Origin of the sequence: Psychrobacter immobilis (assembly GCF_904846285.1) — a bacterium.
Lineage (GTDB): Bacteria > Pseudomonadota > Gammaproteobacteria > Pseudomonadales > Moraxellaceae > Psychrobacter > Psychrobacter immobilis_D.
Genome location: NZ_CAJHAD010000034.1, coordinates 1 through 13741, shown reverse-complemented (window position 1 = coordinate 13741; position 13741 = coordinate 1). Strand labels below are relative to the sequence as shown.

Below are 13741 nucleotides of genomic sequence, written 5' to 3'. Positions count from 1 at the left end.
AACTTAACAAAACTATAACACACATTAATATGCAAAATAAAAAATTTTGCATATTAATGTGTGTTATAGTTTTGTTAAGTTTATTACAGAAAAAATTATCGAACAATATTTGGTAGCGTTGCAACTGGTAGAGGGATTTTACATGTTGACTAATAGCACTATTCTCATCACTGGCGGCACAGGTTCATTTGGTAATACCTTTTTACCCATGACCTTAGCAAAATATAATCCTAAAAAAATCATCATCTTTTCACGTGATGAGATGAAGCAGTGGGAAATGGCAAAAAAATTCGTCGGTGACGATAGAGTGCGCTTCTTCATCGGCAATGTCCGTGATAAAGAGCGCTTATATCGTGCATTAGACGGCGTTGATTATGTTGTCCATGCTGCTCCTACTAAAATTGTACCTATTGCTGAATACAATCCCTTTGAATGCGTAAAAACCAATATTAATGGTGCAATGAACTTAATTGATGCCTGTATCGATAAAGGCGTTAAAGGTGTGGTTGCGCTATCTACCGATAAAGCCAGTAGCCCGATTAATCTTTATGGTGCTACTAAACTTGCTTCCGATAAATTGTTCGTAGCTGGTAACGCTTATTCTGGAGAGCATGGCACTAAGTTTTCAGTGATACGTTATGGTAATGTCATGGGTTCTCGTGGCTCAGTGATTACTTTTTTTATGTCTATTAAAGATAAAGGTGTGCTACCGATTACAGACGAGCGTATGACCCGCTTTATGATTTCATTAGAAGATGGCGTTAAGTTAGTTTGGCATGCATTCGAAGATATGATCGGTGGCGAAATTTACGTCAAAAAAATACCTTCTATGAGGATGACAGATTTAGCCCGAGTAGTTGCACCAGAAGCCAAGCAGGAAATTATAGGTATTCGTCCAGGTGAGAAGCTGCATGAACAAATGATTAGTAGCGAAGACGCTTGTTACACCTATGAGTATCCTGAGCATTTCAAAATTTTGCCGCTGATACATAACTGGGCAATATGTCCAAAACGAATCAAAGATGGCAAAAAGGTATCTAAAGGTTTCGTGTACGCCAGTGACAGCAATTCAGAGTGGATGTCTGATGGCGATCTACAAGATTCGCTTGAGATAAACTACGAAAAAATAGGGAGTATATAAATGATTCCCTATGCCCGCCAAGACATAAATCAGCAGGATATTAATGCTGTTGTTGAAGTCCTTAAATCAGATTTTTTGACTCAGGGCCCTCAAGTTCCTGCATTTGAACAGGCAGTTATAGATGCATGTGATGCCAAATATGCTGTTGCTGTTAATAGTGCGACATCGGCATTACATATCGCTTGTTTGGCTTTAGGGTTAGGCAATGACGATTGGCTTTGGACAACACCTAATACTTTTGTCGCTTCAGCAAATTGTGCTCTGTATTGCGGTGCCAAAGTTGATTTTGTTGATATCGACCCTCGTACTTATAATCTTTGCGCGAAGCAATTAGAGAAAAAGCTTATTGCAGCGGAAAAGGTAGGAAAACTACCCAAAATAGTGATCCCTGTGCATTTCAGTGGTCAATCATGTGATATGCAAGCGATCCATGAGTTGGCTAAAAAATATAGTTTCAAAATTATTGAAGATGCCTCACATGCGATTGGTGGTAAATATCAAGATGCAGCCATCGGTAATAGCCGCTATAGCGATATCACTATATTTAGTTTTCATCCGGTCAAGATAGTCACCAGCGCTGAAGGTGGCGCAGCCGTAACCAATAGGGCAGATCTAGCAGAAAAAATGTATTTACTCCGCAGCCATGGGATTACCCGTGATGAAGAGTTGATGACGCAAGATATGGATGGCCCTTGGTATTATCAGCAAATTGCATTGGGCTTTAACTATCGAATGACAGAGTTGCAAGCCGCTCTTGGGCTATCACAAATGCAACGGTTAGAAGAGTTTGTTATCAAGCGTCACGAGCTAGCGTCTCGCTATGACGAGCTACTTCACGATCTACCAATTACCTTGCCCTGGCAGCACCCCGACAGTTATTCAGCCAGGCATTTATACGTCATTCGTCTGCAATTAAAACAAATTAATACCACCCATCTTGATGTGTTTAACGCGCTGCGGGCGGCAGGGGTTCTCGTTAATCTACATTATATCCCTGTACATATGCAGCCCTATTATCAAAAGCAAGGGTTTGAATCGGGTCAATTCCCTGAAGCGGAACAGTATTATAACGAAGCAATCAGTATCCCTCTGTTTTCAGCGATGACTGAAGGGCAACAAGACACTGTATGCACGACGCTGAAAACCATATTGAGTAAAGAATCATGAATATCCTAGCGCACAGTCACAAGCTTGCGCTAGGAACGGCGCAATTCGGACTGAAATATGGTCTAGCCAATATAGCAGATAAAGTACCAGGAGACATGGTTGAGCAATTACTTAAAGTAGCCAGCGCATTTAACATAACAATGCTCGATACCGCCATTGCTTATGGTGACAGCGAACAAGTCTTAGGTCTACATAACCTTGCGAAGTTCGAGATAGTCAGTAAGTTACCGGCAGTGCCATCCAATTGTCTAAACGTAGAAAAATGGGTGCTAGAACAAACGATGTCTTCATTAAAGCGTTTAAAAACGGACAAATTGAACGACTTATTATTACATAGACCAGCCCAGTTGCTAGGGACAAACGGAGAGACAATATATAAGTCGATATTAAAACTCAAAGAGCAGGGCATGGTAGACCAAATTGGAGTTTCTGTTTATGGTCCTGATGAATTATCCGAGCTTATTAAAAGGTTTGATTTTGATGTTATTCAAGCGCCTATGAATATATTTGATAGGCGCATGGAGCATACAGGAATGCTTAAACATTTGAAGAAAACAGGCGTAACTATCCATATTAGATCGGCTTTCTTACAAGGTCTTTTATTGATGCCAAGCGAAAAAACGCCAGTGTACTTTACTCCATGGGCGCCATTAATTAAACAGTACCATCAGTGGTTAAATCAACAAAGCATTTCTCCTTTGCAGGCCTGCTTAAGCTATCTTAACCAACATAGTGATATCGATAAAATCATAGTCGGAGTAGATGATATTTGGCAGCTGAAACAAATAATTGCTGCAATTGATATTCCTATCACTGACATTCCTGACGTCTTGCAATCAGTAGATGAAGGTTTGCTTAATCCGTCGAAGTGGCAGCTATGACATTAAAATTGGGAGTAATCGGCTCATCTGAAGGTAACGGCCACCCCTATTCTTGGAGCGCTATCTTTAATGGTTATGATTCGGTGGAAATGGAAAAATGTGGCTATCCTGTCATACCAGGTTATTTAGAGCAGCAACAATGGCCTGCGAGTCAAATCAAAGAGGCACGAGTTACTGCTATTTGGACGCAAGATATAGCGCTTTCTCGGCACATTGCCAAAGCCGCAAAAATCGAGCACGTTGTGACTTGTTACACAGATATGATTGGGCAAGTAGATGCCGTTCTGTTGGCGCGTGATGATGCCTATAATCATTTGCAGTATGCCGAACCATTCTTACGTCAAGGCATCCCTATTTATATAGACAAACCCATTGCACTATCAATTAATGATTTAGATAGGTTATATGCATTAGAGCAATATTCAGGTCAGATTTTTACTTGTTCAGCGCTCAGATATAGCAAGCAGTTAGCCCTAACTACGGCGGATAGGCAAAGTTTAGAGCATATAAAACAGATCACTGCATTTACTCCAAAATCATGGTCTAAATATGCTGTTCATATTATTGAGCCTGTGCTGAACATGCTCTCTGAGGGTGACGAGATAGTCGAAATGACTGCTCCTGCCTCTCATAGAAGTGATGGCTCGGGTAGCTTAATGGTTCGCTGGGAAAGTGGCATACAAACCAATTTTTTTGCGCTTGGTAATGGACAGTCTCCAATCTCGATTAGAGTATTTGGTACGAGTGGTTGCAAGGACTTGACATTTACAGATTCATTCTCAGCTTTTAAAGCAGCTTTGCAAGCTTTTATACAAGGTATCTCAGACAAGAAGGTGATGTCAGATAGAGCGTTTAATACAAGGGTTGTTCAGTTGCTTGAAAGAGGTTGCCAATGAAAGAGACGATCTTGATTACTGGTGGTACAGGTAAATTCGGCAGGCAATTTGTCAAACATTTTGCAACTAAGGGCTGGCAGGTGTTATTTACGACGACCTCTCAAGACAATGCCGATGAGCTAATGAGAGAAGTAGGCAATGACTATCGTTTGATCCCGCTAATAGTTGATTTTACTAAGCCGCAAGCAGTACAGGACATCATTAACCGCGTTCAAGATTCTGGCTATACCATTAATCACTTGGTCAATAGTGCTCGCTGTTTGGAGTTTTTAAAGACAGATTTATTAGGTCAAACGAGACGTGAGGATTTTTTAGCAGAGTATTTGATGGATGTCATCGTGCCTTATGAGCTATCAATGGGACTATTCAATACTCAGCCAAACGAGCTAAGCACCATCACTAATATTGGTTCTCAGTACGGCGTCGTCGCTGCCAACCCTGCTTTATATGAGGATTATCCAAGACAATCGCCTATTCAATACAGTGTTGCCAAAGCAGCATTGATACATTTAACAAAGGAGTTGGCTGTACGTTTTTCTGATTTCGACATAAGGGTTAATTGTATTGCCTATGGTGGTGTCAGTGGACGTGTTGATGATAGCTTTGAAGCTAGATACGCAAAGCTTACGCCAAGTGGTCGTATGCTATCTGAGTCTGAAATCATAGGGCCTCTAGATTTTCTAGTTTCGGAAAACTGTAAAGCAATCAATGGTCAAACCATTCAGGCAGATGGCGGGTGGACATTATGGTGAAACGTAGAATAGCTATTATTCCTGCTCGCGGCGGGTCGAAGCGAATCCCGAAAAAAAACATAACCGATTTTAATGGTCTGCCGATGATTGCATGGACGATTAAAGCGGCGAAAGAATCTAGATTGTTTGATCGCATCTTGGTATCTACCGATGATTCAACGATAGCTGAGGTGGCAATAAACGCTGGTGCGGAAGTGCCTTTTCTACGTACTGATTGCGCTGATGATTATTCCACAGTAAGCGAGGCTACAACATTTGCTTTACAGCAGGCTATGGAGTATTGGAACGAAGAATATAATGTGGTGGTCCAATTGATGGCTAATTGTCCATTACGAACTAGTGCGGATATCCAGTTGCTAGTTGCTACATTTGAAGCAAAGAAGCGCACCGCTCAAATTAGCTGCTTTGAATATGGATGGATGAACCCATGGTGGGCGGCAACGATTGATGATGTAGGCAGACCCACTCAGATTTTTTATGAAACGTTGAATCAGCGTTCGCAAGACTTACCAAAACTTTATTGTCCAACGGGTTCGATTTGGATATCTACAGTGAAAGCACTGGTAACCCATAAAACGTTCTACTCACCAGATCATACGTTTGAGCCTATATCGTTAAAAAGTGCCATGGACATAGACAACTACGAGGACTTAAAAATTGCAAATGCATTAGTCGTAGCCAGTGGTTACTCTCAATGACAGCAAAAAAGTACAAGATTGTCTTTCGCTGTGATGCTTCCATTCAGATAGGGTCTGGTCACGTGATGCGCTGCTTGACTTTAGCTGATGAGCTATCTAGGCAAGGAGCTGAATGTATTTTTATATGCCGTAGACACCACGGGAATTTGATTGAGGAAATTCAGCAGCAGGGATATAAAGTGTATGCACTTCCTTTAGAAAATGACTTGTATATTGAAACGAACAATAAGACTGCACTTTCTCATGCTGATTGGCTGGCTAGTACACAATACAGAGATGCGGAGCTAAGCCTCTCGATAGTAAAAACCTTACAACCTGATTGGTTAATTGTTGATCACTATGCACTAGATGAGATTTGGGAAAAAGGACTGCAACCCTATTGCAAAAAGATAATGGTCATCGATGATCTGGCAGATCGGAAGCATAATTGCGACGTTTTACTTGACCAAAACTTTGGTCGTGATCCGCAAGACTATGCGGCCTATGTTAATGAAGATTGTGAATTACTATGTGGATCTAACTATGCATTACTCAGGCCTGAATTTGCAGAGTGGCGAAGCTGCAGCTTAGAGCGGCGTCAGCATAATAAATTGGCAAGTATTTTGATTAATTTAGGTGGGGTTGATAAGGATAATATTACAACCAAAATCCTGAAAGGACTACAAACGAAATCTTTACCTGATCACTGTTCAATTACCATCGTTATGGGTTCGACCTCACCATGGATTGAAGCAGTAAGACAACAAGCCACAATAATGCAGTGGCGTACGGTAGTAAAGGTAGGAGTAAATAATATGGCTGAGATAATGGCCAATAGTGATTTGGCGATCGGCGCTGCAGGGTCAACATCATGGGAGAGGTGCTGCTTGGGACTGCCGACCATTATGTTGGTTTTGGCAGAGAACCAACGGGATATTGCTAACGTATTAGAAGATGTGGGAGCCGCACTGACCTTTAATATAAATAAGCTGGAAGCTGAGCCATTAGCACTTGAACAATGTATAGCTTCAGCCGTGCCTAAAATGAGAGCAATGAGTAGGGTAGCTAGTGCGGTTACTGATGGGCTAGGAGTAACACGGCTATCTAAAGTTTTACTCCGATAGCTCTAAAGGAAATGTTATGAAAATCAGCTTCTTATGTAATGACCCTAGACACCCCGTCAACGACTATCTATATGCATGGATAAAAAAGAACAATAGCAAACATGAGATAGAGCTGGTGCGTCAGAAAAAGGATCTGTCCGGAGGTGACATATTATTTCTCATTTCTTGTACAGAGATTATAAATAGCCAAGATCGCATGGCTTATATTAACTGCCTAGTAATTCATGCCAGTGACTTACCTAAAGGTAGGGGATGGAGCCCTCATATATGGAGCATTTTAGAAGGAAAGGAGGAGCTGACTTTAACACTGTTAGAAGCTAATAATAAGATTGATAGTGGCAAAATATGGAAAAAATTAAATTTTCAAGTACCCAAGCATGCACTATGGAATGAAATTAATGCTCAGTTATTTGAAAAAGAAATTGAGTTAATAGATTTTGCGGTTGGCAATTTCAAGAGTGTTTCAGCTAAGTCACAAGCCCCAGATATAGAACCGACGTATTATCCAAAGCGGACACCAAATGATAGTGAAATTGATCCCTATAAAAGTATTGAGAGCCAATTTGATAAAATTCGAGTCTGTGATCCTAATCGTTTCCCCGCATATATAGAGCTTTATGGAGAGAGATATAAGCTTATTCTGGAGAAGGTAAATGACAAATAACATTCATATTGATGGTCGCATCATAGGTCGTAATCAAGCTCCTTATATCATTGCTGAGATGTCGGCAAACCATAATGGCCAACTTAATATAGCTCTGCGTATTATAGAAGAGGCCAAACGCGCCGGTGCTGACGCCATTAAAATGCAAACGTACAGACCTGACACGATTACTTTAAAGTCAGAATTGCCGGATTTTCAAATTTCAGATGGTTTATGGGCTGGACGTACTTTATATGATTTGTATGATTGGGCTCATACTCCTTGGGACTGGCATAAGCCGCTGTTCGATCATGCTCGTCAGTTAGGTATTACGATATTTAGCTCTCCTTTTGACAGCACTGCTGTAGACCTACTCGAGGATCTAGGAGCACCTGCATACAAAGTAGCATCTTTTGAGGCCGTTGATTTAGCATTGATTAAGTACGTTGCTAGCACTGGCAAGCCGATGATTATATCTACTGGTATGGCCAGTGCCGAAGAGATAGAAGAAGCGATAAATGCTGCACGTGTAGGCGGCTGTAAGGAGCTTGCTATTTTGCACTGTGTCAGTGGTTACCCAGCGCCTGCTGCCGATTATAACCTACGTACTCTTGCAGATATGATAGAGCGCTTTGGGCTAGTGATAGGTTTGTCAGATCACACTCTTGATAACACCACCGCAATCACAAGTGTCGCCCTTGGAGCCTCTATCATCGAGAAGCACTTCACCCTTGATCGTAATGGTGGCGGACCTGATGACAGCTTTTCATTAGAGCCTGCAGATCTGATTGCGCTATGTCGCGATACTAAGACAGCGTGGCAAGCGCTTGGACAGGTAGATTACAGTCGAAAAGCCAGCGAAAAAAATAATATCAAGTTTCGGCGCTCATTATATTTTGTAAAAGATATGGCAGAAGGCGATACCATAGCTGAAGACTCTGTACGCAGTGTGCGTCCTGGATTTGGATTAGCGCCAAAATATCTGCATGAAGTGATAGGTAAAAAGGTAACACGGAACGTCAATGCCAGCACTGCTCTTACTAGCGATATCGTAGAAGGATTGTTTGAATAGATTGTAAGAATATAGGTAGGACGGTCGAACGATTAAATATAATGGAGTGTATAAGATGGATGTGTTTATCGTAAGAACTAGACTACAGTCTTTAATTGTTGAAAAGATAATAAATGTAGAGAATATAAGTAAATATATCTTAGTATTTTGTTATCTGGATAATAAATATGAAGATGACTCTGAATATTATAATACTTATAAAAAAATCAGGAAAAATGCTTTTTTTACTATAAGTGTATTTTGCAGTAGTAGAATTTCAGTCAATTTTTTAAAGTTTACCGTATCACAGTTAATGGCACTTATAACCAACGGTAAGATTTTTTTAGCCGTAATTGATAGCTATCCTTTCGCACTTTCAAATATATTTTTTCCTAGTTTAGAGATTAATACATTCGACGATGGCTCATACAATGTGATTAAGTCTTCAGCGTATTTTAATGAGAACGCTCTCGCTAGAAAAGGAGTAAAAGGATTTATTTCTAAAATAGTTTTCCCTAATGGGGGAGCTAAGTATTTAAGAGATAAAACCAAGCGTCATTATACCGTTTTCTCTGATTTAGATAATATCGTAGAAAAAGATAGGGTAGTCAATCTTGATTGGGATTGGAGTGAACTGTTAGATAGCAGGGATTTAGATAAATTGCCAATGAATACTAATACTATTTTATTAGGAACCGCGTTTCAAGATTTCAGCATTAGGCAGCAAGTAAAGCTTAAAAAAAACGTAATGAAAATCATTGATGATGTAGGGTTGTATATCATGCATCCGCGGGAAGAGAGTTGGTTTGAAAATACAAAAGCAGTTAAATTGCATAGTCCTGCAGAAGCAGTACTAAAGTATATACAGAGTGCTAATAATAACGAATTAACCGTATACCATATTGACACAACCGTCTCTTATTCCTTAAAAGCTAATGAGCATATCAGATTTATTGACTTGCTTTCTGAAGTTTAATTAATGGCATTAAAAAAGCAGTTTTTTATAAGCTGTTTTAATAAGTAAGATTATACGAGTTATAGGAAGTATTTCTATGACTACGAAGGAAAACATATAATATTTTTTGTTAGACAACAATCTGCTTAAAAAAGGCTAAATAATAATGAAAAAAATTGCGTTTTTTTTACCCGATCTTCGGTGTGGCGGAGCAGAAAAGGTAGCTCTTTTGCTAGCTAACGAGTTTATCAAACAAGGTTTTAAAGTTGATATGGTCTTGAGTAAAGCTCAGGGAGAATTCTTATTAGAGCTAAACAGCCAAATTCGAATCGTAGACTTGAAAGCAGATCGCATACGTTATGTGTTTAAGCCCTTATTAAAATATTTTAAAAGTGAAAAGCCGGATGTGGTATTAGCATCGATGTGGCCTTTGACTTTATTGGCAGTTGTTGCATTCAAATCAGCGAAACTATCTGGCTCGGTTGTAGTCTCAGATCATACTACCTTTTCTCAATCTCCTTTGATGAAAAAAAGATCAACGCGCTGGTTTTTTAAATATAGTTTAAGTTTGGTTTATCCTTTTGCTGACGCGATAGTTGCAGTATCTGATGGTGTTGCTGATGATTTGTGCGGAATGGGTGGGCTAAGACGTAAAAGTATTACCGTTATATCTAATCCTGTAGAAATCAATACAGATCTTTGCCCAAAAGAGGAAGGCTTTAGGAATTGGAAAAATTATAAAGGTAAAAAAATAATCGCTGTTGGGGCTTTAAAAAAGGAAAAAGACTACCCATCGCTACTAGAAGCATTTTCCCTGCTTCTTAAAAAAGAAGATGCTTGTCTAACGATATTGGGGCAAGGAGATTTATTAGCTGATCTAAAAGCGCTAGCCGTAAAGTTAGATATAGCTGAACGGGTTAACTTTGCAGGCTTTAGTAGAAACCCTTCTGCATGGATGGCTTCATCTGACTTATTAGTCCTTTCATCTAACTGCGAAGGCTTTGGCAATGTATTGATTGAAGCCCTGAGTGTTGGTACACCGGTGGTTTCTACCGACTGTCAGTCAGGACCAAGAGAAATTCTTGAAAACGAGCGGTATGGAAGGTTAGTGCTAGTTGGTGATATTAATGCCTTAGCCAATGCTATGTATAAATCCCTTAATGATCAACATAATATAAATGCTTTAAAAGGTCGTGCAGCTGATTTTTCAGTGGATAAAATTGCGAAACAATATATTGGAGCTATTAAATAATGTGTGGATTATTAGGAATAGTAGATTATAAAAAAAGTATAAATGCGAGTTTATTTAATGAGATGTTAAATAGCTTGAAACACCGTGGCCCAGATGATGAAGGTGTAGAGGTTTTTTCTTTAGATTCATGCTCTATATTTCTAGGTCATAGAAGGCTATCAATAATAGACATCAGTTCTAATGGTCATCAGCCTATGCTCTATGAGCACCTAGCTATTATATACAACGGAGAGGTTTATAACTTCAAGGATATACAGCAGGACTTAATATCAGAAGGTTATTTGTTTGACTCAAATAGTGACACAGAAGTAATTTTAAAATCTTATCATTTTTGGGGAATAGATTGTGTAGAACGATTTAGAGGTATGTTTGCCTTTGCAATTTACGATTCTGAACAACAAGAAATTATAATTTTCCGAGATCGTGCAGGTGTAAAACCTCTATATTACTCTCAAACAGATAATGCATTAATATTTTCAAGTGAATTAAGACCTCTTCTGAACTATCCCGATTTCAATAAAGAGATAGATTTCGAAGCGGTATCTTCTTATCTGCAGTTTGGGTATATTCATGCTCCAAAAACTATATTTAAAACTGTCCAAAAACTACTTCCTGGATATTATTTAAAATATAATATTGAATCAAAGATTTTGGTAAAAGAGTGCTACTGGAATATTAATGATTTTTATGAGAATCAAGTTGCAAGAGAAGATATTGTAGAAGAGTTAGAAGCTACTATCATTGAAGCTTTCAATCTCCGTATGATAGCAGATGTTCCTGTAGGTGTTTTCCTTAGCGGTGGCATAGATAGCTCTTTAGTAGCAGCAATCGTCCAAAAATATAGCAAAATACCTATCAATACTTTTACTATTGGGTTTGAGGATAAGAAGTACGACGAATCTAACTATGCCAAAGAAATAGCTAAATACTTAGGTACAAACCATACCGAGCTTATTTGTAATAAAGAAGACGCTTTAGCAATTATAACGAGGTTACCAAAGATATTCGATGAGCCATTTGCAGATAGCTCTGCTATACCAACTGTTTTAGTTTCTGAACTTGCAAAAAAACAAGTGTCAGTTGTGCTCTCTGGTGATGGTGGTGACGAATTATTCTGTGGGTACCCAGGCTACGTGCTCATGGAAAAAAGGTTTAAATTGCTATCTAAAATTCCATTTAGAAAAACATTAAGAAAAATATCTAATATATTCCCTGTTCCTATTTTTATACAAAATAAATTTAATGGAAAATTGTACAATAAAGTCATAAAATTTAAAAATATGCTAGATCATGATGATATCGTGAATACTTTCAAAGTTGCAAATTCTGTATTTTCAAAAGATGAGATTAAGGGTTTGATAAGAGAAGGTTATTTTTTCTCTAAAGATATGCCTGCTACTACATCGAACTTAGAAAAAATGATGATTTCAGATTTCAAGGGTTATTTACCTGATGATTTAATGGTTAAAATAGATAGGTCGACAATGAGTGCGTCTTTAGAAGGACGAGAACCCTTACTTGACCATAAGATAATTGAATTTGCTGCAAGCTTACAAGTTTCTTATAAAAAAAATAAAGAGATATTAAAAAGTATTCTAGGTCATTATATTCCTGAAGAGCTATTTCTTAGGAAGAAACAAGGTTTTGGTATACCAATAAATGATTGGCTCCGAGAAGATCTTAAGTATCTTGTAGACCAATACTTGGGTGAAGAGTTAATAAAAAAATATAATATATTTGACTATGATTATGTATCAAAATTATTAGAAGCATTTTATGCGAAAAAAAACGATGATAACAAGGTTTGGGTTTTACTAATGTTCCAAATGTGGCTTTCAGAAAATATAAATTTTGTTGAATGTAATAAATAGTTTTTATCAAGTGATGATAAAGGTATCGATATGATTATTTCGTTTTTGTATTATTGCTTTATGCCCTTAATCGAACTTAAAAAATCAGGTTCTTTAAATTCGTATAAACTATGGGTTGGTTTTTAATTATATTTATCTTGATGGGATGTAATTAAAGGGAAAGGTGGGTTGATGGAAAGTCAATTTTTGAAAAGAATTATGTTTTTTATGCTAGCAGAAAAATCTAGATTAGAGTCTAGAAGGGAGAAGTTGGTTAAAAATAATGTAGTGACAGTTCTTAACTTGCATAGAGTGTCGCCTGACACAGGTAGTGCGTATAAGGCAATATGTCCATTATTTTTTGATAAGTTACTTGGTTATTTGACGAAAGAATTTCATATCTGTTTATTTGGTAATTTTGAAAGAATAAAAACACACAAACCAAAATTAATATTATCATTTGATGATGGCTACAAAGATTTTATAGATTATGCGGTACCCATATTAGAAAAGCATAATGTTCGAGTCAATCAAAATATAATTCCTTACTGTATCGAAACTGGCTTACCACCTGTAAATGTCTTGCTACAAGACTTTATTGGAAAAGCGCCTGCTGAACTTCTAAAAAAAATACCTCTAGAGATAGATACTGCTATTATTAATCGTGATAAATTAGGCATAAAAGCATCTTTTTTTATTAAATACCTTCCTGAAGCTGAATTTATACCTTGCAGGGCTGAGCTACTAAGATTTCTACTAAACTATCCAGAGTTCCTTTGTGCTTCAGTAATGACGAAAAAAGATATCATGCAGATATCTCCAATACATGAAATTGGCGCTCACTCCTTTGAACATTTATCAATGGAAAATCAAAATGAAGAATATTTTTTAAATGATCTGAAAAAATGTAAAGAATATTTTTTAGAAAGCCTGCAACTTGATTGCGATATTTATTGTTTCCCAAATGGCAGTGCCACAGCTGAGCAGATAGTCCTCGCTAAAGAATACGGTTTCCGGAATGTTTTATTGGTAGGTGATAAGTATAGTGATGGTACTAGCGGTGTTTTTAATAGATTTACATTTGATGTCAGTAGTATGGAAGAGGCAAAGTATAAATCATTTGGTAGAAAAGCTCTATTAATATAGAAGTTATGTTAAAGCTATAGTTTTTTTATAAATTTATTATAAGAGAAAGGTTTTAGTGTAATTTTATCGTTATGTGTTTATTACCATAATATAGCTAGCTTTACATACCTCTAAAATATGACGGAGTATCTATAGTAGATCTTTTATAAAAGTGGTACGGTAGCTTTAAAATAAGCGAAAAGTAAAAAGATTATGACTTATTCAGC

General features: G+C 37.8%; 13 protein-coding genes. All 13 read left to right on the top strand.

The window, feature by feature from the left end; all coding sequences use genetic code 11:
• Positions 1-142: 142 nt before the first annotated feature.
• The 13 genes from pseB (at position 143) to JMX13_RS12810 (ending at position 13535) form a co-directional block, all read left to right on the top strand.
• Positions 143-1141, top strand: coding sequence for a UDP-N-acetylglucosamine 4,6-dehydratase (inverting) (pseB, locus tag JMX13_RS12870; RefSeq protein ID WP_201613151.1), 999 nt, complete (start codon positions 143-145; stop codon positions 1139-1141).
• Positions 1142-2308: a UDP-4-amino-4,6-dideoxy-N-acetyl-beta-L-altrosamine transaminase gene (gene pseC, locus JMX13_RS12865; protein ID WP_201613150.1), complete on the top strand. Its 1167-nt coding sequence runs from the start codon at positions 1142-1144 to the stop codon at positions 2306-2308.
• Positions 2305-3189 (top strand): aldo/keto reductase, encoded by an 885-nt coding sequence (locus JMX13_RS12860; protein WP_201613149.1) that lies wholly within the window; start codon positions 2305-2307, stop codon positions 3187-3189. The genes pseC and JMX13_RS12860 overlap by 4 nt, the downstream gene beginning before the upstream one ends.
• Positions 3186-4085 (top strand): Gfo/Idh/MocA family oxidoreductase, encoded by a 900-nt coding sequence (locus JMX13_RS12855; RefSeq protein ID WP_201613147.1) that lies wholly within the window; start codon positions 3186-3188, stop codon positions 4083-4085. Before JMX13_RS12860 ends, JMX13_RS12855 begins: the two co-directional genes overlap by 4 nt.
• Positions 4082-4837 carry an SDR family oxidoreductase gene (locus JMX13_RS12850; RefSeq protein ID WP_201613145.1) on the top strand — a complete coding sequence of 252 codons (756 nt, stop codon included), beginning with the start codon at positions 4082-4084 and terminating at the stop codon, positions 4835-4837. The genes JMX13_RS12855 and JMX13_RS12850 overlap by 4 nt, the downstream gene beginning before the upstream one ends.
• A complete protein-coding gene (locus tag JMX13_RS12845) occupies positions 4831-5535 on the top strand; it encodes a cytidylyltransferase domain-containing protein (protein WP_201613143.1) in 705 nt (234 codons plus the stop codon). Before JMX13_RS12850 ends, JMX13_RS12845 begins: the two co-directional genes overlap by 7 nt.
• Entirely contained in the window at positions 5532-6638 is a 1107-nt protein-coding gene (pseG, locus tag JMX13_RS12840; RefSeq protein WP_201613141.1) for a UDP-2,4-diacetamido-2,4,6-trideoxy-beta-L-altropyranose hydrolase, read from the top strand. Before JMX13_RS12845 ends, pseG begins: the two co-directional genes overlap by 4 nt.
• Before the next feature lie 16 nt (positions 6639-6654).
• Positions 6655-7302: a formyltransferase family protein gene (locus JMX13_RS12835; RefSeq protein WP_201613139.1), complete on the top strand. Its 648-nt coding sequence runs from the start codon at positions 6655-6657 to the stop codon at positions 7300-7302.
• The gene (gene pseI / locus JMX13_RS12830; protein WP_201613137.1) at positions 7292-8353 is read left to right on the top strand and encodes a pseudaminic acid synthase; all 1062 of its coding nucleotides are present in this window, start codon (positions 7292-7294) and stop codon (positions 8351-8353) included. The genes JMX13_RS12835 and pseI overlap by 11 nt, the downstream gene beginning before the upstream one ends.
• Before the next feature lie 55 nt (positions 8354-8408).
• The gene (locus tag JMX13_RS12825; RefSeq protein WP_201613136.1) at positions 8409-9308 is read left to right on the top strand and encodes a glycosyltransferase family 52; all 900 of its coding nucleotides are present in this window, start codon (positions 8409-8411) and stop codon (positions 9306-9308) included.
• A 145-nt stretch (positions 9309-9453) separates the two neighbouring features.
• The gene (locus JMX13_RS12820) at positions 9454-10539 is read left to right on the top strand and encodes a glycosyltransferase (RefSeq protein ID WP_201613135.1); all 1086 of its coding nucleotides are present in this window, start codon (positions 9454-9456) and stop codon (positions 10537-10539) included.
• On the top strand, positions 10539-12410 hold the full coding sequence (asnB, locus tag JMX13_RS12815) for an asparagine synthase (glutamine-hydrolyzing) (protein WP_201613134.1): 1872 nt from the start codon (positions 10539-10541) through the stop codon (positions 12408-12410). Before JMX13_RS12820 ends, asnB begins: the two co-directional genes overlap by 1 nt.
• A gap of 171 nt (positions 12411-12581) precedes the next feature.
• Positions 12582-13535, top strand: coding sequence for a polysaccharide deacetylase family protein (locus JMX13_RS12810; protein WP_201613133.1), 954 nt, complete (start codon positions 12582-12584; stop codon positions 13533-13535).
• Positions 13536-13741: the final 206 nt, after the last annotated feature.